The following is a 20,249-nucleotide window of genomic DNA, read 5'->3' as shown; positions in this document are numbered from 1 at the left end:
CGACTCGGGGACGGCTCGGCGTGCCGTGGCAGGGTCAGCGCCGCGGGTAGACGAGGACGGGGCCGATGCCGGTGTCGGTGCCGAAGACCGCGGCGTCCGCACCGATCAGGTCCGGGACGAGTGTCCCGGCCGGGAGCGCGGATGCCTGGCCGGTGGCCAGGACGACCGAGGTCGGTGTATCGCTCAGGCCGCCGGTGTTCTGGTCGGGTGTGTTGGCGTTGCCGTACGCCGTTCCGTCCTTGTCCACCGCGGTCAGTTGAACGGGGTTGCGGGCGCCGGTCGCCTCGAAGCAGTAGCCCTTCTTCGCCTGCAGGTCGAAGACCGCGAAGCCGGCGATCAGGTAGCGGCCGTCGGACGACAGTCGGGGCGTGGCCTTCTTCCCCGTGCACTCGACCGTGGCGAGCACTTGGCCGGTCCCGCCGTCGTGCACGGCCCAGACGGACCTGTCGTTGTCGTGCCCGGTGGGCGGCCACGCGGCCACGACATGGCCATCGGGTGATCCGTAGGCCGTCACTGTGCTGGAGCCCACGATGGCGCTCGCCCCTGCGGGTACCACGTCGCCGCTGAACCAGCCGCCGAGCGCCCAGAAGGCGCCCCGGCCCTGAACCAGCGGGCCGGCCGGGGTCAGCGCTGTGACGCCCGTACTGGTGTTGCAGGAGCCGAAGTCCAGCTCGCAGGGCTTGGGGGCGTTCAGGGCGGCGTTGTTCCGGTCGTACGTGGTGACCTGGCCCGAGAGCACGTCCACCACGGCCGTGGACCGGCCCAGTTGCACCGCGGTGAGGCCGCCGTCGCGCTGAACGCCGTAACCGGTGGCCTGGTCCGGGACCGTGGTCTCCTTGACCGGCGCCGCCTCACCGCTGGACGCCGTGTCGTACGCGGCAAGCCGGGTGACGCCGCTCGCCCGGTTCACGCCGTCCCCGCCTTCGCTACCCGTGACCGCGAGGACCGCGTATTCCTTACCGGCCTTGTGTGTGACGAACACCATGGCGTCGGCGTCCAGGCTGTCGCGCGTGGGATTCGCGACCGGCTTGCTCCGCCAGCGGATCGCGCCGGTCTTCGCGTCGTAGGCGAGGACGCTCACGGTCTTCTCGTCCTCGGAGATCGAACGGAACAGGATCAGTCCCGCGTCGGATGCGACAGCCGGACCACGCAGGTTCCCGTCCTTGCCCGCCTCGACCTCCCATCCCCTTGTACTGTCGAACGCCGCCGGAATCGGTTTGGCCGGCGCGGCAGACCGGGACGGCACGGCAGACTGGGACGGCACGGCAGCCGAGGTCTGCGTCCGGGACTCCTTGGGATCACCTGGACCCGACGAACCTCCACACGCGGTGAGTGAGAGTGCCGCGAGCGTCACGAACGCTCCCGCCTTCGCCACTGACCTGACCATGCGATTCCCCCAAAACCAGCTCTGCGCAGCCACTATGACGGTACGACAGGTTTCCCATTTCCAGCACGGAGAACCGTCCCACCATGGCAGCACCCGGCCGCCCGCCTCGTCCACGGGATTTCGGGTGCCCGGAGGCAGCCCCGGAGACAGCAGAGCGCCGCCCCGAGGTGATCGGGGCGGCGCTCAGCTGTCCTGGGTCAGTCGGCCATCGGCAGGTAGACCTTGTTCCCCTGGGCCTTGAACTCCTCGGACATGGCCTTCATGCCCTCGACGGCCGCCTCGTCGTACTCCGGCGAGGCCTGACCCTGGCCGAATTGCTCGTTGATGCTTTTGCTGATCTTCATCGAGCAGAACTTCGGGCCGCACATGGAGCAGAAGTGGGCCGTCTTGGCGGGTTCGGCGGGGAGGGTCTCGTCGTGGAAGGCGCGGGCGGTCTCCGGGTCGAGGGCCAGGTTGAACTGGTCCTCCCAGCGGAACTCGAAGCGGGCGTCGGACAGGGCGTCGTCCCAGGCCTGGGCGCCGGGGTGGCCCTTGGCGAGGTCGGCGGCGTGGGCGGCAATCTTGTAGGTGATCACGCCGGTCTTGACGTCGTCGCGGTTGGGCAGGCCCAGGTGCTCCTTGGGCGTGACGTAGCAGAGCATCGCGGTGCCCCACCAGGCGATCATGGCGGCGCCGATGCCCGAGGTGATGTGGTCGTAGCCGGGGGCGACGTCGGTGGTGAGCGGGCCGAGGGTGTAGAACGGCGCCTCGTCGCAGATCTCCTTCTGGAGATCCATGTTCTCCTTGATCTTGTTCATCGGGACGTGGCCCGGGCCCTCGATCATCACCTGGACGTCGCGCTCGCGGGCGATCCGGCCGAGCTCGCCGAGGGTCTGCAGTTCGGCGAACTGCGCCTCGTCGTTGGCGTCCGCGATGGAGCCCGGACGCAGGCCGTCGCCGAGCGAGAAGGTGACGTCGTAGCTCGCGAGGATGTCGCAGAGCTCCTCGAAGTTCGTGTAGAGGAAGTTCTCCTGGTGGTGCGCCAGGCACCAGGCGGCCATGATCGAGCCGCCGCGCGAGACGATGCCGGTCTTGCGGCGGGCGGTCAGCGGGACGTACCGCAGCAGGACGCCGGCGTGGACGGTCATGTAGTCGACGCCCTGCTCGCACTGCTCGACGATGGTGTCCCGGTACACCTCCCAGCTCAGCTCCTCGGCCTTGCCGTCGACCTTCTCCAGGGCCTGGTAGAGCGGCACGGTGCCGATCGGCACGGGGGAGTTGCGCAGGATCCACTCGCGGGTGGTGTGGATGTTGCGGCCGGTGGAGAGGTCCATGACGGTGTCGGCGCCCCAGCGGGTGGCCCAGGTCATCTTCTCCACCTCCTCCTCGATCGAGGAGGTGACGGCGGAGTTGCCGATGTTGGCGTTGATCTTCACCAGGAAGTTGGTGCCGATGACGGCCGGCTCCACCTCGGGGTGGTTCACGTTGACCGGGATGACGGCCCGCCCGCGGGCCACCTCGGCCCGCACGTACTCGGGGGCGAGGCCCTCCCGCAGCGCCACGAACTCCATCTCGGGGGTGACCACGCCCCGCCTGGCGTAGGCGAGTTGGGTGACGGCGACACCACCGCGGCCGCGCAGCGGACGGCGCGGGCGGCCGGGGAACACCGCGTCCAGGTTGCGCAGGTTTCCGCCGCGCGGCGAGGTGTGCTTGATCCCGTCGTCCTCGGGGCGCGCCTCGCGGCCGTCGTACTCCTCGACGTCGCCGCGCTGGCGGATCCAGGCGTCGCGCAGGGCGGGCAGGCCGCGCCGCACGTCGGGCGCGTAGGCCTGGTCGGTGTACGGGCCGGAGGTGTCGTACAGCGGGACGGTCCGGCCGTTGGTGAGCTGCACCTCGCGGTACGGGACCCGCAGGTCGGGCCGGGACCCCTCGCGGTAGGCCTTGCGCCAGGCCGGGGTCGGGTAGCCGGTGCCCGCGCTGGTGACGGCGCTGTTCCGGGCAGACTGCGGCTGTGCTTCGAACGCGGTCATCTGACCTCTACTCCCTACGCCGGCATTACCCGGTCAGGTTCCTGCGGTCGACGCAGCCGTCGGTCCGTCCGTCGACGTCCCGGTCAGCGCCCTCTCAGCCCGGTGCTCCGAGCTCCCGCGTCCACAGGCGGTGTTGCCTGCACACGACGCCCAACACGGTAGCGAGCCGATCGCCGCAGGTCCAGAGGGGGTCCACGGAGGGGATCCGGCAGCCGGTGGCAGCACGCCGAAACGCCCGAGGCCCGGCACCCCGTCGCGGGGTGCCGGGCCTCGGGCGTTCCCTCAGCCCTTGGCGGCCTTCTTCACCAGGACCACCACGGCGGCCGCGATACCGACGACCACCAGCACCTTGATCACTATGCTCAGCAGCGCGCCGACGACGCCGAAGACGAATCCCACGATGTTCCAGAGCAGCACCAGGACCAGCACCGGGATGACGATGTTGCGCACCCAGGCGGGCAGCGACTTCCAGAGCTCAGCCATGTCTGTTCCTTCTCTCCCCGTGGGGTCGGCTGCCGTCCGGTGCCGCATCCCGCTTGCTTCGGTACTTCGATCGTACGGTGGCGCCAGTGCCGTAACGAGGCCCGACGGCCCGGAGAGAACCCCTAGATCACCCCGACCCGGGCCCCGGGGAAAGACCCCGCCCGGACCTCCGGGAAGGCCCCCGGGAAATCCCCGGAGCGACCTGCGACCCGGGCCGGCCCCACGCGTCCACGAGATACCGGACTCTCCGGAACTACCCCTGCACCACGGCTACTTGGGGGATCCAGGCACGCACAACCGCTCCGCCACCACCACCGTCACCGACCCTGACCGCCCTTGCCCCTGCCCCGGGCCCACCCGGCCATGAGCTGGTCAGACCGGCCAGCGCTCCCCGCGCCAGGCCGCGTCCCAGAACATCCACTCGTAGCGCGAGGTGGTCGTGAAGTGCTCGACGACCCGGCGCCGCTCGGCCGGGGAGATCTCCTCGCCGAGCCGGTCGGTGAGTGCCAGCACCCGGCGGACGACGGACTGGAAGGCCTCGTCGCCGTAGGTGGCGATCCACTTGGCGTACAGCGGGTCGGGGGAGCCCTGGGCGAGCAGCGCCTCGCCGACCCGGGCGTAGATCCAGTAGCAGGGCAGCACCGCGCCGACGGCCTCGGCGAAGGAGCCGCCGTAGACGGTGGCCAGCAGGTAACTGGTGTAGGCGCGGGTGGTGGGCAGCACCGGCTCGGCGGCGGCCTGTTCGGCGCTGCCGCCGAAGGCGGTCAGGAACTCGGCGTGCATGCCCTGCTCGGCGGCCAGCGCGCCGACCGCGTCGTCGGCGAAGGCCCGCACGTCCTCCTCGCCGGGCGCCTTGGCGGCGCAGACGGCGAGCGCGCGGGCGTAGTCACGCAGGTAGTGCGAGTCCTGGACGACGAAGTGGCGGAAGGCCGCGCGCGGCAGGGTGCCGTCGGTGAGGCCGCCGATGAAGGGGTGGGCGAGGATCTCGGCGTACACCGGCTCGATGGCCGCCCAGAGTTCTTCCGTCAGGCTCTTGCTCATGCCCAGGACCCTAGACGGTCAGGCCCCTGGACGGTCAGGCCCTTCAACGGTCAGGCCCCTGGGCGGTCGTGACCCTGGGCGGTCAGGCCTCCGGCGGGGAGAACACCACCAGCACCCGGAGCTCCTCGGTGATGTGGTGGAAGCGGTGCGGGGTGCCGGCCGGGACGTAGACGACGGTGCCGCGCCCGACGGTGGCGGTCTCGGCGCCGACGGTCAGTTCGGCGCGGCCGCTGATCACCTGGTAGATCTCGTCCTGGTCGTGCGCGGTCTGCGGGTCGGTGTCGCCGGGGGAGAGCGCGTAGAGCCCGGCGGACATCCGCGGTTCGCGCAGGAAGCGCAGGTACGCGCCGTCGTTGGCCGCGCGTTCGGTGTCCAGTTCGTCCAGCCGGAACAGCTGCACCGCTGCCCTCCTCCTTCGTCCGTCCGCTTTCCGGTCCGCATTCCGGTCCGCCTCCGAGTCGCGTCCGGGCTGCCTCCGGTCCGCATTCCGGGCTGCCCTCCGCCAGGGGCATTCAACACCACCGGCATCAACATGGCCGAGGAGAGCTTCCCCCGGGGCGGCGGCGCCTGCCAGGCTTGGGCGTCATGAAGGGTTTCCTCATCAAGACACTGATCAACGCGGTGGCCATCTGGGTCGCCGCCTGGATCGTCAACGGTATCCAACTCACCGACGGCAAGGCCGACTGGCAGCACAAGGCCCTGACGGTGGTCGCCGTCGCCCTGGTCTTCGGCGTGGTCAACTTCCTGATCAAGCCGGTCGTGAAGCTGTTCTCGTTCCCGCTGTTCATCCTCACCCTGGGCCTGATCACCTTCGTGATCAACGCCCTGATGCTCTGGCTGACCTCCTGGGCGTCGGGGAAGCTGAACCTGGACTTCCACGTCACCGGCTTCGTGCCGGCGCTGCTCGGCTCGCTGATCATCAGCCTGGTCTCCTGGGGCCTGCACCTGGCCCTGGACGACGACTGAGCCCGGTCGGACACGAGACCGCACACGAGAGGGGCCCGCGCCGGGTGGACCACCCGGCGCGGGCCCCTCGTCGGTGGTGGCGGCGCGGTCGCTCACCCCGCGTTCTCACATCCCCTGAGGATGTCCGCGAGCTGGGCGTCGAGTTCCCTCCCGGTGATCTCCTGACCCATCGGCACCAGCCGGTCGGTGCGGGTCAGGAAGGCGATCAGCGGCGGCGCCGAGGCCCGCAGCAGGGCGTCCCCGTCGGGGGAGTGCAGCACGATGCAGACCTCCGCGAGCTCCCCGTCGATCGGGTGGATGTGCACGTCGCCCTCGCCGGAGGGCCGACTGAAGCCGTCGAGCAGCAGCTCGCGTGCGAACACCCAGGTGACGGGTTCGTCGCCGGGCAGGTGGAAGGTGAACCGGAGGGCGTAGGGGTCACCGGGGTCGTACTCCAGGGCCACCACGATGCGGAAGGAGAGCTCGTGCGAGACCACGAGGTTCATCACCAGGTGACCCTGGACTGTGCTCTGCTGCATGGCGCCAGTACCTCTCGTTCTGCCCGACCGTTGGCGTGCTGTGGGTCCGCCGGCGGTCGGACATGCAGTTCGCTGACATTTCGCTGGGATGTGGGAGGAGGGCGGCTGGGTGGGTCGTCCGGCCTTTTTGACGGTTTTGTGCAACCAATCCCCGTTCGATCCTCATCGTCCATGTTTGGGGACGTAGTGGACAAGGCGTGCTTTTTCAAATGGTGAACGAACGGGATCCGTGCTGACGCAAGGAGCGTCAGAGGACGAACGACGGGCTCATCGCGCCCACGCTGCGCCGCAGTTGGCCGGCGGCGACGGTCAGCCGGTCGGCCTGTTCGACCGGCAGCGAGAGGGCGATGGTGGCGACCACCGGCCCGATGGTGATGGGGACGGCCGCGCAGACGGTGCCGAGCGCGTACTCCTGGCGCTCCAGGACGGGCATGGTCGGCCGCAGGGAGGCGAGGCGGCGGAGCACGGCGGCCCCGCTGGTGAGGGTGGAGGGGGTGAGCCCGGTCGGCGGGTGGCGGGCGAGGTGGTCGCGGCGCTCCTCCTCGGGCAGTTGGCCGAGCAGGCACTGGCCGATGGCGTGCGCGTGGGCGGTGGCCCGGAGGTCGGCCCAGGGTTCGACGGCGGGACGGCCGGGGTCGTCGACGATGTCCACCACGTGGATCTCACCGTCCCGGTAGAGCGCGAAGTAGACGGCGGCCCCGACGTCGTCCCGTAACCGCTGCATCCGCGCCCGCAGGTCGTACCGGTCGGTCTGCCGGCCTTCGGCCCGACCTATGCCGTCCACCGACTCCCCGTAGACGAACCGGCCGTCGACCCTCCGGAGGTAGCCCTCGTGGGTGAGGGTCCGCAGCAGGTGGTACGCGGTGCCGAGCGGCAGCCCGGCGGCGCGGGCCAGTTGTTTGGCGGTCGCGCCCTGCCGGAAGCCCCCGACCGCCTCCAGCAGCCGCAGCGCCCGCTGGACGGAGCCGATCAGGGTGGGGCCGCGGCCCTTCTTGCCCGGCGGCGAGGTGGGCGTCGGCGACCTGGCGACGCGCCCGGCGCGGACCGTCCTGGACGGCTCTGCGATCTGATCCATGGCCACGTCCATCCCCCAGCCCGAGTCAATGCACAGAAAGGGCATCCGGAGCGAAGCACTCCGATCTGCCCGATAGTGGCTCATTGCAGCACAGGGACGACCTCCCTGCAATCACTCTCATGCGGTTCACTCGGCAAAATCCTTCGAATCTAAGGTTGATCGTCAAAATCTATCGATAATTGCAAGATAGGTTTAAGTTTCACCTTCGTTATCCAAGATCCATCCCTGGTTACTCCGTGCCCCCGAACGGACGCACCGGTTCGGGCGGGTTTCGCCCGGACCGCCCCGCGGGAGACTCCCGCACAACGCTCCAGCCCCGGAGGTCGCCATGGGCCCCGACAACCGAACCCCGCCGCCCCGCCCGGTCGTGAAGCGCACCGCGCGGGCGATCCTGCTGGAGCTCGACCCGCAGGACCCGTACGGCCCGGCCTCGATCGTGCTGATCCGGCGGGTCCGGCCCGGCTCGCCCCGGCCGTACTGGATCACCCCCGGCGGCGGGGTCGAACGCGGCGACCGCACGGTGGTCGAGGCCCTGCACCGCGAGGTGGACGAGGAGCTCGGCGGCAAGATCGTCGACGTGGTGCCCGCCTTCGTCGACACCATCAGCCACACCCACCACGACGACGGCACGCTGCTCCACCCGCACGGGGTCAAGGTGCAGCACTTCTTCGTCTGCCGGCTCGCCTCGATGGACCTCAGCCGGCGGCACGGGCCCGAGGTGGACGAGCCCAACGGCGAGTACGAGGTGGTCCGGCTGCCGTTCACGCGCGAGGGCGTGACCTCCGTCAACGTCGTCCCGCCCCGGCTGCGGGCGTACCTGGCGGCCAACATCGAGGGCATCCGCGCACTGCTCGCCCCGGACCTCGGCTGATCGGCCCGCCCGGTCGGACCTGCCGGTCGGCCCTGCCGGTCGGGAGCCCTGCCGATCGACCCGCCCGACCAGCCCCGCCGGTCAGACCGCTGCGAGGTCTCCCACCAGGTCGTGCCGGATCCGCTCGGCCGGCACGCCGGACCGCAGCAGCACCCCGACGCCCCGGCGGACCATCGCGGGCGGCCCGCTGAGGAACGCCTCCCGACCGGCCCACGGCCCGAACCGGCCCATCACCTCCGGCAGTTCGCCGGTCAGCGCGCCGTCGGCCGGCCCGATGCCGGAGAGCACCGGCCGCACGGTGAGCCACGGGTGGCGCCGGGCCAACTCGTCCAGCCCGTCCAGCTCGTACAGGTCGGCGGCGCGGCGGGCACCGTAGAACACGTCGACGGCCCGGACCGGCGTGCCGCGCTCGGCCACCTCCTCGACCAGCGCGCGGATCGGCGCGATGCCCGTCCCGCCGCCGAGACAGAGCAGGTCCGCACCGGCGGCGTGGTCGAAGGTCATCGAGCCGGCCGCCGGGCCCAGCCGCAGGACGTCCCCGGGCGCGGCCCGGTGCACCAGCGCGTTGCTCACCCAGCCGGCCTGGACGGCCTTCACGTGGAAGGTCAGCAGCCCGTCCGGGCGGGGGGCCGAGGCGAACGAGAAGTGCCGCCAGACCCGCGGCCACCAGGGCGTCTCCAGGCTGGTGTACTGCCCGGCCCGGTACGGGTACGCCTGGTCCGGCCGGACGGTGATCACCGCGACGTCCCGGGTACGGCGCTCGTGCCGCACCACCTCGCCCTGCCACCACGGCGGCGAGGTGCGGGCGGCCTCCTCGGCGGCCTCGATCATGATCGAGGAGACCAGCCGGTAGACCCGGCGCCAGGCCAGCTCGGTCTCGGCGTCCCAGCGGGAGCCCGCGTACCTGGCCAGCGCCTGCACCAGGCACTCGCCCACCGGGCCGTAGTGGCCGGTCAGCGTGCCGTACCGGCGGTGGCCCCGGCCGAGCGCACTCAGGTAGACCCGCAGGCCGTCCGGGTCGTCGGCGCTGCGGGCGGCGGCCAGCAGGGCGCGGAACAGGCGGTCGCGCTGGACGTCCATGGCGGCCGGGAAGAGCGCCCGGACCTCGGGGTGGTGCAGGAAGATCAACGCGTAGAAGTGCGCGGTGGCCCGGTCGGCGACCGGCTCGACGACCGCCAGGCTGGCCCGGATCAGTTCGACGTCCCGTGCGGTGGGCGGCTGCTCGACGGCGGAACCGCTCCGGTCGGGCGCGGGCAGCGCGGCCGGCTGGCCGTCGGCGAGTGGCTGAGCAGCCCAGGCTCGACTCCACCTGTCGCCGGGGCCGGACCAGTTGAGCCCGGGTGCGTCGGTGAACAACGGACGGAACGCGGGCGCGGCGGGCGGCACGACAGGCGGAGCGGCGGGCGGCCCCGGGTAGCTGGGCGCGGGGACGGCCGGCGGCTGGGCCGGCGGGTCGGGGAACGCCGGGTGCGCGGGCGCGGGGGCCGCCTCGGGCGCGGGGGCCGCCTCGTACACCGGCACCGGCGCGTGGTCCGGCACCGGCGCGTGGTCCGGCACCACCGGGAGGACGGCCGTGGGCGCCTCCGTCGGGGCCTGCGGCGGGAGGTCGGGCGGGTCCAGCGGCATCGGCGGCCGTTCGGGCGCCACCCCGTCCGCCGGCCCTCCCGCCATCGCGGCCGGCGGGGACTCCGGCAGGCCCGGGACGGAGGCGACCCCCGCCGAGCCGTGCCCGGTACGGACCAGAAGTGTTCTGCGGGACTTCACCGCAACGTTTCGAGTACCCAAGAGAATCGTTTCGCCTCCGGCCGGCCTGCGCCACCACCTGGCTTGTCTCTGCTGACGCCTAGGCAGCGTGGCACGCCCGAACTGCTCATCCGACAAATCGCGCGAAGCCCGGACACCTGGGCCCGGGACGCGCTACTCTCACCCGATTCGCGACCCGTCGCCCTGGGTGGCGCTCCCCGCACCCAGGGCGACCCGGCCGTGCTCAGAGCTGCCGCAGCAACGTCCCCGGCCGCTCGACGCAGTCCGCGACGAAGCGCAGGAAGCCGCCCGCCGTCCCGCCGTCGCAGACCCGGTGGTCAAAGGTGAACGAGAGCTGCACCACCTCGCGCACCGCCAACTCCCCTTCGTGGACCCAGGGTTTGGCCACGATCCGGCCGACCCCGAGCATCGCCGCCTCGGGGTGGTTGAGGATCGGGGTGGAGCCGTCCACGCCGAACACTCCGTAGTTGTTCAACGTGAAGGTGCCGCCGGTCAGTTCGGCCGGGGAGAGCGATCCGTCGCGCGCGCTCTCGGTCAACCGTCCCAGCTCCTCGCAGAGTTGGCCGGTGGTCCGGGTGTGGGCGTCCCGCACCACCGGGACGACCAGGCCCCGCCGACCCTCCGCGGCGAAGCCCAGATGCACCGCCGAGTGCCGAACGATGCCCGAACCGTCCTCCGTCACACTGGAGTTGAGATCGGGGAAGCGCGCCAGCGCGACCGTGCAGATCCGGGCGAGCAGCGCCAGCACGCTCACCTTCGGGCCCGGCGCGGCGTTCAACTGCCGCCGCAGGGACATCAGTTCGGTGGCGTCCGCATCCACCCAGCAGGTCACGGCGGGGATCTCCCGGTGACTGCGACTGAGCTTCTCGGCCACCGTCTTGCGCAGGCCGCGCAGCGGGACGACGTCCTCCCGCGCCATCGGCGCCGGGGCCGCCTGCACCGGGGCCGCCTGCGCCACCACCTGGGCCGCGACGGCCCGTTCGACGTCCGCACGCATGATCAGCCCGTCCGGACCGCTGCCCGCGAGCGCGGCCAGGTCGACCCCCTGTTCCCGGGCCAACCGCCGCACCAGCGGCGAGATCACCGGCACCACGACCGGGACGATCCGCGCCACAGGAGCAGGAGCAGGAGCAGACGCAGGAGCAGGAGCAAGCGCAGGAGCCGCCACCCCCACCCGGCGCCGCCGCCCGCCCTTCCCGGGCTCGGCCACCCCGTAGCCGACCAGCGGCCGCTCCACCTCCGCCGCCGCCTCGACCCGCGCCGAAGACGCCGCCGAAGACGCTGAAACCCCTACCGAAGCCCCGGACAAAGAACCGGCCGAAGACCCTGCCACCGCCCCGGCCGCCAAGGGCCCCTCCGCCGGGGCCACCGCGACCGTGACCAGCGGCGCACCCACGGCGACCTCCTCGCCCGGCTCGCCGTACCGGGCGGTGACCACCCCGCCGTACGGGCAGGGCACCTCCACCACGGCCTTGGCGGTCTCCACCTCCACCACCGGCTGGTCGATCGCGATCACCTCGCCGACCTCGACCATCCAGCGCACCACCTCCGCCCCGGTGAGACCCTCACCGAGGTCGGGCAGGCGGAACTCTCGCACGACGGGCATCATCCTCGGTCCTCCCACTGCAGCCGGGCGACCGCGTCCAGGATCCGGTCCACCCCGGGCAGGTGGTGGTGCTCCAGCATCGGCGGCGGGTACGGGATGTCGAAGCCGGTCACCCGCAGCACGGGCGCGGCCAGGTGGTGGAAGCAGCGCTCGGTGACCCGTGCGGCGATCTCCGCACCGGTGCCGCCGAAGCCGCTCGCCTCGTGCACCACCACGGCCCGGCCGAGCGAGCGCACCACCCGGCAGACCGTCTCGTCGTCGAACGGCACCAGGGTGCGCAGGTCCAGCACCGCGAGGTCCCAGCCCTCGGCGGCGGCCGCCTCGGCCGCGTCCAGGCAGACCGGCAGCGAGGGCCCGTAGGTGATCAGCACGGCGGAGGTGCCGGCGCGCCGCAGCACGGCCTTGCCGATCGGCTCGACCTGCGCCGCCGGGTCGAACGCGGCCTTGCCCCAGTAGAGCCGCTTGGGCTCCAGGAACACCACCGGATCGTCGGAGGCGATCGAGGCGCGCAGCAGCCCGTACGCGTCGGCCACCGTCGCCGGGGTGACCACGTGCAGCCCGGGGGTGGCGGCGTAGTACGCCTCGGAGGCGTCGCTGTGGTGCTCGACCCCGCCGATGCCGCCGCCGTACGGGATGCGGACGGTGATCGGCAGCGGGAGCTTCCCGGCGGTGCGGTTGCGCATCTTGGCGACGTGCGAGAACAGCTGCTCCAGCGCGGGGTAGGCGAAGGCGTCGAACTGCATCTCGACCACCGGGCGCAGCCCGTACATCGCCATGCCGATCGCGGTGCCGAGGATGCCGGCCTCGGCCAGCGGGGTGTCCAGGCAGCGGTCCGGGCCGAACTCGGCGGTCAGCCCGTCGGTGATCCGGAAGACACCGCCGAGCGCGCCGACGTCCTCGCCGAGCACGTGCACCGCCGGGTCCTCCCGCAGGGCGTCGCGCAGTGCGGCGTTGAGGGCCTGCGCCATCGTGGCGGTGCGGGTCGGAGTTGCCGTGCTCACTGCTGCACCTCGGCTTCGGCGGCCAGTTCGGCGGACAACTGGGCGGCCTGTTCCCGCAGTTGCTGGGTCGGTTCGGCGAAGACGTGGGTGAACAGCGACATCGGGTCCAGCTCGGGTTCGGCGTGGAACTCGGCCCGCATCCGGGCCGCCAGCGCCTCCGCCTCGTCCGCCGACTCCCGCACCAGCGCGTCGTCGAGGACGCCGAGTCCGCGCAGCGAGCGCTCCATCAGCAGGATCGGGTCGTGCTCGCGCCAGGCGGCCACCTCGGGCTCGGTGCGGTAGCGGGTCGCGTCGTCGGCGTTGGTGTGCGCCTCGACCCGGTAGGTCAGCGCCTCGACCAGGGTCGGGCCGCCGCCGGTCCGGGCCCGCTCGACCGCCTCGGCCAGGACGCCGTGCACGGCGGGCGCGTCGTTGCCGTCCACCAGCCGGCCCGGCATGCCGTAACCGACGGCCTTGTGGGCCAGGGTGGGCGCGGCGGACTGCGCGCTGAGCGGGACGGATATCGCGTAGCCGTTGTTCTGCACCAGGAAGACCACCGGGGCCTGGAGCACCGCGGCGAAGTTCAGCGCCTCGTGGAAGTCGCCCTCGCTGGTGCCGCCGTCGCCGAGCATGGCCAGCGCGACCACCGGGTCACCGCCCAGCCGGGCGGCATGCGCCAGCCCGACGGCGTGCGGGGCCTGGGTGGCCAGCGGGGTGCAGAGCGGGGCGGTGCGGGTGGCGCGCGGGTCGTAGCCGGTGTGGGCGTTGCCGCGCAGCAGGGTCAGCGCCTCCAGCGGGTCGACGCCCCGGGAGACCACCGCGAGGGTGTCGCGGTAGCTGGGGAAGAGCCAGTCGCGCTCGCCGAGCGCCAGTGCGGCGGCGATCTGGCAGGCCTCCTGGCCGGTGGACGCCGGGTAGACGGCGAGCCGGCCCTGCTTGGTGAGGGTGGTGGCCTGCTGGTTGTAGCGGCGGCCGACCACCAGGCGGCGGTACAGCTCGCGCAGCAGCGCCGGGTCCTGCTTCTCCAGCGCGGGGGTGCCGAGCACCCGGACCGGGGCTGCGTCCGGGAGCAGGGGCGCCGGGTCGGTGCGCGGGGCGGTGGCCCCCGGCATCCAGCCGGGCACCGCCGTGTGGTGTCTGTGGTCGAGAACGGTCATCTCGGGGCACCTCCAGGGGTGGCGGGGGCTCCCTACCGATTGTTCGGTCGTCTGTTCATCTTGACCAGAAGCGTGACAAGGTGGTGGACATTCGGCCTGAGCGGCGGTCGACTGGTGGCAGTACGTCCAATCGGCGAGGGTGGGGGGTCATGTCGGCTGAACAGATGTCCAGGCTCGACCGGGTCGACCGTTCGATCCTGCGGCTGCTGCAGCAGGACGGCCGCGCCTCCATCCGCTCGGTGGCCGAGCGGGTGCACGTGTCCCGGGCCAATGCGTACGCCCGGATCTCCAGGATGGTCGAGGACGGCGTCATTCGCGGCTTCACCGCCCGGGTCGACCACGAACGGGCAGGTCAGGGCGCATCCGCGTACATCACCCTGAAAATCGTCCAGAACTCCTGGCGTACGGTCCGGGAGCAGTTGCTGGAGCTCCCGGGGGTCGCCCACATCGCGCTGGTCGGCGGGGACTTCGACGTGCTGCTGCTGGTGCACACCGCCGACAACCACGCTCTGCGGGAGCTGGTGCTGGGCAGCATCCAGTCCATCCCCCAGGTGCTCGGCACCCGGACCATGCTGATCTTCGAGGAGACCGACCAGGTCCCGCCGGACTGACCGCCCGGGCCGCCCGGCCCGACAGCCCGACCGCCCGACGGCCCGACCGCCCGACCGCCCGCTACCGCGCGCGCAGCCCGTCGAAGGCCAGGTGGACGACCGCGTCCGCGACGCCGTCGGCGGCCTTGAGGCCCGGCCGGTACCACTCCACGATCGAGTTGATCATCCCGAACAGCAGCCGGGTGGCCAGCCGCGGCTCGACGTCCGCCCGCAGCGCGCCGTCCGCGACGGCCGCCCGCAGCAGCTCGGCGACCTGGTGGTCGAACTCCCGGCGCCGCTCCAGCGCCCACTGCTCGGTGGCGGTGTTGCCGCGCACCCGCAGCAGCAGCGTCACGTACGGCAGCTCCGCGAGCAGCACCTCGGCGGTGCGCCGCACCACGTGCTCCAGCCGCTCCACCGCCGGGCCCCGCACCGCCGCCGGCTCGGCCAGGATCCCGAACAGCCCGTCCAGCGCCCGCCCGACGGCCAGCCGCAGCAGTTCCTCCTTGCCGCGGACGTGGTGGTAGATGGAGGACTTGGAGATCCCGGCGGCCCGGGACAGGTCCTCCATCGAGGTGCCGTCGTAGCCGCGCTCGTTGAACACGTCGACGGTCACCGCGAGCAGTGACTCCACGGTGTAGGCGGTACGCGTGGTGTGATCGGCCATCCTCCGAGTATCCCCGGCCGCCCGCAGCCCTACGCGGTCGGGTCCGGTTGGTCCACACCAGTCCCCGTGCCCCGACGTCGCCGCGCAGGCGGGAGTTTGACGGCGGGCCCTAGACTCGGCGGACGATCGTCCACGTCCAGCAGGGTGGGGTCCAGTCCGATGAACGCAATACCGGCCGTCGCCTCCGACGCGCCCGAGCAGCGCAGCGAGGAAGCGGAGGGGGTGTCCGGCAGGGCCTGGCGGGAAGGCGCCCGCGCCCTGGTGGTCCGGTTCGGGCCGGCGGTGTGGTGCTACGCGGTGCTGAAGCTGATCGGCTTCACCGTCTTCATGAAGCTGCTGTCCTTCTCCGGCGAGTACCTCAAGAAGCCCGCCCGCTTCGGCGGCGGCGCCAACCCCTGGGACGTGCTGGCCAGCTGGGACGGCTGGTGGTACCAGCAGGTGGCCCAGTTCGGCTACCACCCGGCGCTGATCGAGATCCCGAACGGCCCGGTCGGCTTCTCCGTCGAGCAGAACTCCGCCGCCTTCTTCCCGCTCTACCCGGGCCTGATGCGGATGACCTCGGACGTCACCGGCCTCGGCCTGTACGGCGCCGGGATGCTGGTGTCGGTGGTGGCCTCGCTGTTCGCCGCCGCCGGGATCTACGCCGTGGTGGACCGGATGGCCGGCCCCCGGGCGGGCGTGATCGCGGCCGGGATCTGGGCGATCGCCCCGGGCTCGGGCGCCGAGTGGGCGGTCTACTCGGACTCCACCTTCGTCGCGCTGGCCGCCTGGGCCTGCTACTGCGTGATGACCAAGCAGTGGGTCGCGGCCGGCGTGATCACCCTGGTCGCCGGGCTCAACCGGCCGACCGCCGCGGCGCTGATCGGCGCGGTCGGACTGGCCGCGCTGGTCGAGCTGTACCGGCGGGAGAGCGGCGTCGTCCGCCCGCTGGCGGCGATGCTGATGGCCCCGGTCGGCCTGCTCGGCTACGTGGCCTGGGTGGGCTGGCGGATGGGCGAGTGGGGCGGCTACTTCCGGCTCCAGCACGACGCCTGGCTGCACTACTTCGACTGGGGCCAGGGCACCTGGCACGCGATCCGCGGCGTGCTGCTGGGCCGCAACGACTACCCGTTCGCGTTCCCGGTGCCGGACCTCTTCGCCACCCTGATCGTGCTCACCCTGCCGGTGCTGATCGTGCTGCTGGTCCGGCTGCGCCCGCCGCTGGTGCTGACCGCCTACACGCTGGCCACGATCGTCTCGGTGCTCGGGAGCCTGGGCATCTTCGGCAACGTCTCGCGCTACCTGCTGCCGGCGTTCCCGCTGCTCATCGCGCTCGCGGTGGCGATGCGCAAGCTCAGCTGGCCGGTGCTGGCCGCGGTGCTGGGCTCGGGCGCGGTCGCCTCCGGCTGGTACGCCGGGTACGTCATCTTCGAGCTGGGCGTGCCGTAGACCCGGCCCGAACCGGCCCCCCGGGGGCGCGTCCACCACGGACGCGCCCCCGCGTGCTTTCCCGGATCCCGTCCCGCGGGCTTTCCCGAATTCCGCCCCGCACGTTCTCCCGGATTCCGTCCCCCACACCCTCGTGAGCCGACCGATCGTTCGGTTACTCTGTGACGTGTCCCGTCCTCCCTCCTGAGGAGCGCACAGATGTCCGCAGCGGTCACCCACCCCCTCGTCAGCGAGCTGGTCGAGCGCCACCAGGCCACCCTGGACGCCGCCCTCGACGCCGCCGCCAAGCGCGACTACTGGTCGCCCTACCCCGAGTTCCCGAAGGCGTACGGCGAGAGCGGCCCCACGGACGGCAAGGCCGCCTTCGACGCCCTGCTCGGCAAGCCGTTCACCCTCGACGGCCACCCCGCCGACGGCGACCTGGTCGGCGGCGAGGCCTCCCCGTACGGCATCGAGCTGGGCATCGGCTACCCGCACGCCGAGCCGGACGCGCTGATCGCCGCGCTCGGCGCCGCCCGGCCCGGCTGGGCCGCCGCCACCCCGCTGGAGCGCGCCGCCGTCTGCGTGGAGATCCTGCACCGGATCAACGCCCGTTCCCACGCGTTCGCCCAGGCCGTCATGCACACCACCGGCCAGGCCTACGGCATGGCCTTCCAGGCCGGCGGCCCGCACGCCCAGGACCGCGGGCTGGAGGCCGTCGCCTACGCCTACGCCGAGCAGACCCGGCTGCCCCGCCGGGCCGGCTGGACCAAGCCCCAGGGCAAGCGCGAGCCGCTGGTGATGACCAAGGAATTCACCGTCGTCCCGCGCGGCCTGGCGCTGCTGGTCGGATGCAACACCTTCCCCACCTGGAACGGCTACCCCGGCCTGTTCGCCTCGCTGGCCACCGGCAACCCGGTGCTGGTCAAGCCGCACCCGCGCGCCGTCCTGCCGCTCGCACTGACCGTCCGGATCGCCCGCGAGGTGCTCGCCGAGGCCGGCTACGACCCCAACGTGGTCTGCCTGGCCGTCGAGCACGAGGGCGGCACCGTCGCCCAGACCCTCGCCGTCCGCCCCGAGATCCGGCTGATCGACTACACCGGCTCCACCGCCTTCGGCGACTGGCTGGAGGAGCACGCGCGGCAGGCCCAGGTCTACACCGAGAAGGCCGGCGTCAACGCGGTGGTCATCGACTCCACCGACGACTACAAGGGCATGCTCGGCAACCTGGCCTTCGCCCTCTCGCTCTACAGCGGCCAGATGTGCACCACCCCGCAGAACCTGCTGATCCCGCGCGGCGGCATCACCACCGACCAGGGCGACAAGTCCTACGACGAGGTGGTCGCCGACCTCGCCGCCGCCATCGACGGCCTGCTCTCCGACGACGCCCGCGCCGCGGGCATCCTCGGCGCCGTGGTCAACCCGGGCGTGCTGCAGCGCTCGGCCGCCGCGGCCGGCGGCGAGTACGGCGAACTCGCCCTCGCCCCGCGAGCGGTGACCTCCCCGGACTTCCCCGGCGCGACCGTCCGCACCCCCGCGCTGGTCAAGCTGGACGCCGACAAGCCGGACGACCGCGCGGTCTTCCGCACCGAGTGCTTCGGCCCGGTCTCCTTCGCCGTCGCCGTCGAATCCACCCCCGCCGCCGTCGAATTGCTGCGCACCACGGTCCGCGACAAGGGCGCCATGACGGCCTCCGGCTACACCACCTCGCCCGAGGTGGAGGCCCTGCTGGTCGAGGCCGCGCTGGACGCCGGCGTCTCCCTGTCGCTCAACCTGACCGGCGGCGTCTACCCCAACCAGACCGCCGCCTTCTCCGACCTGCACGGCACCGGCGCCAACCCGGCCGCCAACTCGGCCTACTGCGACGGCGCGTTCGTCGCCAACCGGTTCCGCACCGTGGAGGTCCGCCGCCACGGCTGAGCCCCCGCCCGTCCACCCCTGACCCTCCGCTCGTCCACCCCGGGCCCCGGCGATCACCCGTCGCCGGGGCCCGGCGGTTCACGGCCCCCGCGCCCGGTGATCGCCCGTCCCGGGGCCCGGCGGTTCACAGCTTCCGGCACGCCCGCGATGATGGAGTCTGGGAGAACGCCGGGAAACGGCGTCCAACCGCCCTCCGAACACCGGGAGCTGACACATGACCGCGAAGCCGACGACCGCCACCGACGTCCTGATCGTCGGTGCCGGACCGACCGGACTGCTACTGGCCGGCGATCTCGCCGCGGCCGGGGTCGGCGTCACCGTCCTGGAGAAGCGCGCCGCCGAGTCCAACCTCACCCGGGCGTTCGCCGTGCACGCCCGCAGCCTGGAGCTGCTGGACGCCCGCGGCCTCGCCGACGACCTGATCGCCACCGGCCGCCCGCTCACCAGCCTGAAGATGTTCAACCGCTTCGGCGTGGACCTCGGCTCGCTGCCCACCCGCTTCCCGTTCGTCCTGGTCACCCCGCAGTACCACGTCGAACGGCTGCTCCAGGAACGCGCCGAGAAGGCCGGCGCGACCATCCTGCGCGGCGCCGAGGTCACCGCCCTGCGCCAGGACGCCGAGGGCGTCACGCTGGAGACCCGCGACGGGGGCAGCCACCACGCCCGGTACGCGGTCGGCACCGACGGCGTCCACTCCACCGTGCGGGACCTGCTCGGCATCCCCTTCCCCGGCGAGTCCGTGGTCGACTCCGTGATGCTCGCCGACGTCCGACTGGAGCGCGAGCCCGCCGACGCCATCACCGTCGGCGCCAACGAGGCCGGCTTCGCCTTCCTCGCCCCCTTCGGCGACGGCTGGTACCGCCTGATCGCCTGGGACCGCGCCGAGCGGCAGCCGGACGGCACCAGCCCCTCGCCGGAGCGCCTCGCCGCCATCGCCCGGGCCGCCCTCGGCGAGGACCTCGGCCTGCACGACGTCCGCTGGAGCTCCACCTTCCACAGCGACGAACGCCAGGCCCCCAACTACCGCTCCGGCCGGGTCTTCCTGGCCGGCGACGCCGCCCACTGCCACTCGCCGGCCGGTGGCCAGGGCATGAACACCGGCCTCCAGGACGCCGCCAACCTGTCCTGGAAGCTCGTCGCCGCCCTCCAGGGCCACGCCACCGACGCCCTGCTCGACACCTACCAGAGCGAGCGGCACCCGGTCGGCCGGACGGTGCTGCGCACCTCCGGCGCGCTGATCCGGCTCGCGCTCGCCGAGTCCGCGCCCACCCGCGCCCTGCGCGGGGCGCTCACCACGATCGGCGGCCACCTCGACCTGGTCACCGAACGCGGCGCCCGGATGATCTCCGGGATCGGCATCGCCTACCCGGCCCCGAAGGACGCCCACCCGCAGGTCGGCAAGCGCGTCCCGGACCTGCGGCTGACGGCCCTGCGCAAGCCCGTCGAGGGCGCCCCGGCCGCCCCCGAGCGGCTCTACGAGGCGCTGCGCGCCGGGCGGTTCGTGCTGGTCAGCAACGACGAACTGGCCGCCGCCGAGCCCTGGGCGGACCGCATGGTCACCGCCGCCCCGGCCGACCCGCACGGCAAGCTGCGCGACACCGTCCTGCTGATCCGCCCGGACGGCTACGCCGCCTGGGCCGCCGTCGACCCCGGCCAGGGCGAGCTGCGCGCCGCCCTCACCAGCTGGCTCGGCGCCCCGGCCTGACCCGGCGTCGGGGGGGGGGGGGGGGGGCCCCCCCCCCCCCCCCCCCCCCCCCCCCCCCGGGGCGCCCCCCCCCCCCCCCCCCCCCCCCCCCCCCCCCCCCCCC

The 20,249-nt window shown here is 72.7% G+C and carries 18 protein-coding genes and 1 riboswitch; of the genes, 6 read left to right on the top strand and 12 right to left on the bottom strand.

Annotated elements, in window-relative coordinates:
* Window positions 1-34: 34 nt before the first annotated feature.
* The 5 genes from ACIOJE_RS22420 to ACIOJE_RS22400 form a co-directional block, all read right to left on the bottom strand.
* Window positions 35-1,501 (bottom strand): hypothetical protein, encoded by a 1,467-nt coding sequence (locus ACIOJE_RS22420; protein ID WP_400778186.1) that lies wholly within the window; start codon window positions 1,499-1,501, stop codon window positions 35-37.
* Between the two features lie 83 nt (window positions 1,502-1,584).
* The gene (thiC, locus tag ACIOJE_RS22415) at window positions 1,585-3,396 is read right to left on the bottom strand and encodes a phosphomethylpyrimidine synthase ThiC (protein WP_400778183.1); all 1,812 of its coding nucleotides are present in this window, start codon (window positions 3,394-3,396) and stop codon (window positions 1,585-1,587) included.
* Window positions 3,391-3,525, bottom strand: a riboswitch (TPP riboswitch). Its footprint overlaps the gene before it by 6 nt.
* 153 nt (window positions 3,526-3,678) lie before the next feature.
* Window positions 3,679-3,879: a DUF5326 family protein gene (locus ACIOJE_RS22410; RefSeq protein WP_280673945.1), complete on the bottom strand. Its 201-nt coding sequence runs from the start codon at window positions 3,877-3,879 to the stop codon at window positions 3,679-3,681.
* A gap of 372 nt (window positions 3,880-4,251) precedes the next feature.
* Window positions 4,252-4,920: a thiaminase II gene (gene tenA / locus ACIOJE_RS22405; protein WP_063348422.1), complete on the bottom strand. Its 669-nt coding sequence runs from the start codon at window positions 4,918-4,920 to the stop codon at window positions 4,252-4,254.
* Between the two features lie 82 nt (window positions 4,921-5,002).
* Window positions 5,003-5,320: a cupin domain-containing protein gene (locus ACIOJE_RS22400; RefSeq protein ID WP_280673944.1), complete on the bottom strand. Its 318-nt coding sequence runs from the start codon at window positions 5,318-5,320 to the stop codon at window positions 5,003-5,005.
* A gap of 185 nt (window positions 5,321-5,505) precedes the next feature.
* On the opposite strand from ACIOJE_RS22400, the gene ACIOJE_RS22395 reads away from it, so the two are divergent.
* Window positions 5,506-5,886 (top strand): phage holin family protein, encoded by a 381-nt coding sequence (locus tag ACIOJE_RS22395; protein WP_280673943.1) that lies wholly within the window; start codon window positions 5,506-5,508, stop codon window positions 5,884-5,886.
* A gap of 92 nt (window positions 5,887-5,978) precedes the next feature.
* On the opposite strand, the gene ACIOJE_RS22390 is transcribed toward ACIOJE_RS22395, so the two are convergent.
* Both ACIOJE_RS22390 and ACIOJE_RS22385 read right to left on the bottom strand, forming a co-directional pair.
* Window positions 5,979-6,404 carry an SsgA family sporulation/cell division regulator gene (locus ACIOJE_RS22390; RefSeq protein WP_280673942.1) on the bottom strand — a complete coding sequence of 142 codons (426 nt, stop codon included), beginning with the start codon at window positions 6,402-6,404 and terminating at the stop codon, window positions 5,979-5,981.
* Between the two features lie 247 nt (window positions 6,405-6,651).
* Entirely contained in the window at window positions 6,652-7,479 is an 828-nt protein-coding gene (locus ACIOJE_RS22385; protein WP_400778180.1) for an IclR family transcriptional regulator, read from the bottom strand.
* Window positions 7,480-7,807: 328 nt separating this feature from the next.
* Here ACIOJE_RS22385 and ACIOJE_RS22380 point away from each other — a divergent pair, with 328 nt between their 5' ends.
* The gene (locus ACIOJE_RS22380; protein WP_280673940.1) at window positions 7,808-8,350 is read left to right on the top strand and encodes an NUDIX domain-containing protein; all 543 of its coding nucleotides are present in this window, start codon (window positions 7,808-7,810) and stop codon (window positions 8,348-8,350) included.
* Between the two features lie 81 nt (window positions 8,351-8,431).
* Here ACIOJE_RS22380 and ACIOJE_RS22375 read toward each other — a convergent pair whose 3' ends face one another.
* The 4 genes from ACIOJE_RS22375 to pdhA all read right to left on the bottom strand — a co-directional run bounded on the left by ACIOJE_RS22375 (window position 8,432) and on the right by pdhA (window position 13,857).
* A complete protein-coding gene (locus ACIOJE_RS22375) occupies window positions 8,432-10,114 on the bottom strand; it encodes a globin domain-containing protein (RefSeq protein WP_400778177.1) in 1,683 nt (560 codons plus the stop codon).
* Between the two features lie 223 nt (window positions 10,115-10,337).
* Complete coding sequence (locus ACIOJE_RS22370; RefSeq protein WP_280674113.1) at window positions 10,338-11,720, bottom strand: dihydrolipoamide acetyltransferase family protein; 1,383 nt, start codon at window positions 11,718-11,720, stop codon at window positions 10,338-10,340.
* The gene (locus ACIOJE_RS22365) at window positions 11,720-12,688 is read right to left on the bottom strand and encodes an alpha-ketoacid dehydrogenase subunit beta (RefSeq protein ID WP_280674112.1); all 969 of its coding nucleotides are present in this window, start codon (window positions 12,686-12,688) and stop codon (window positions 11,720-11,722) included. The genes ACIOJE_RS22370 and ACIOJE_RS22365 overlap by 1 nt, the downstream gene beginning before the upstream one ends.
* Before the next feature lie 29 nt (window positions 12,689-12,717).
* Window positions 12,718-13,857, bottom strand: a complete 1,140-nt coding sequence (gene pdhA, locus ACIOJE_RS22360; RefSeq protein ID WP_400778174.1) for a pyruvate dehydrogenase (acetyl-transferring) E1 component subunit alpha — start codon at window positions 13,855-13,857, stop codon at window positions 12,718-12,720.
* A gap of 149 nt (window positions 13,858-14,006) precedes the next feature.
* On the opposite strand from pdhA, the gene ACIOJE_RS22355 reads away from it, so the two are divergent.
* Window positions 14,007-14,468, top strand: a complete 462-nt coding sequence (locus ACIOJE_RS22355) for an Lrp/AsnC family transcriptional regulator (protein WP_280673938.1) — start codon at window positions 14,007-14,009, stop codon at window positions 14,466-14,468.
* Window positions 14,469-14,529: 61 nt separating this feature from the next.
* Here ACIOJE_RS22355 and ACIOJE_RS22350 read toward each other — a convergent pair whose 3' ends face one another.
* A complete protein-coding gene (locus ACIOJE_RS22350; protein WP_280673937.1) occupies window positions 14,530-15,114 on the bottom strand; it encodes a TetR/AcrR family transcriptional regulator in 585 nt (194 codons plus the stop codon).
* 159 nt (window positions 15,115-15,273) lie between these two features.
* Here ACIOJE_RS22350 and ACIOJE_RS22345 point away from each other — a divergent pair, with 159 nt between their 5' ends.
* The 3 genes from ACIOJE_RS22345 to ACIOJE_RS22335 all read left to right on the top strand — a co-directional run bounded on the left by ACIOJE_RS22345 (window position 15,274) and on the right by ACIOJE_RS22335 (window position 20,146).
* Window positions 15,274-16,542: a hypothetical protein gene (locus ACIOJE_RS22345; RefSeq protein ID WP_400778171.1), complete on the top strand. Its 1,269-nt coding sequence runs from the start codon at window positions 15,274-15,276 to the stop codon at window positions 16,540-16,542.
* 198 nt (window positions 16,543-16,740) lie between these two features.
* Entirely contained in the window at window positions 16,741-18,441 is a 1,701-nt protein-coding gene (gene paaN, locus ACIOJE_RS22340) for a phenylacetic acid degradation protein PaaN (RefSeq protein ID WP_280673935.1), read from the top strand.
* 214 nt (window positions 18,442-18,655) lie between these two features.
* Window positions 18,656-20,146 carry an FAD-dependent monooxygenase gene (locus tag ACIOJE_RS22335; protein ID WP_400778168.1) on the top strand — a complete coding sequence of 497 codons (1,491 nt, stop codon included), beginning with the start codon at window positions 18,656-18,658 and terminating at the stop codon, window positions 20,144-20,146.
* Window positions 20,147-20,249 lie beyond the last annotated feature (103 nt).

Origin of the sequence: Kitasatospora sp. NPDC087861, assembly GCF_044742585.1 — a bacterium.
Taxonomy (GTDB): Bacteria; Actinomycetota; Actinomycetes; order Streptomycetales; family Streptomycetaceae; genus Kitasatospora.
Note: the sequence above shows the minus strand (reverse complement) of the source record. Positions and strands in the feature narration are given on the sequence as shown.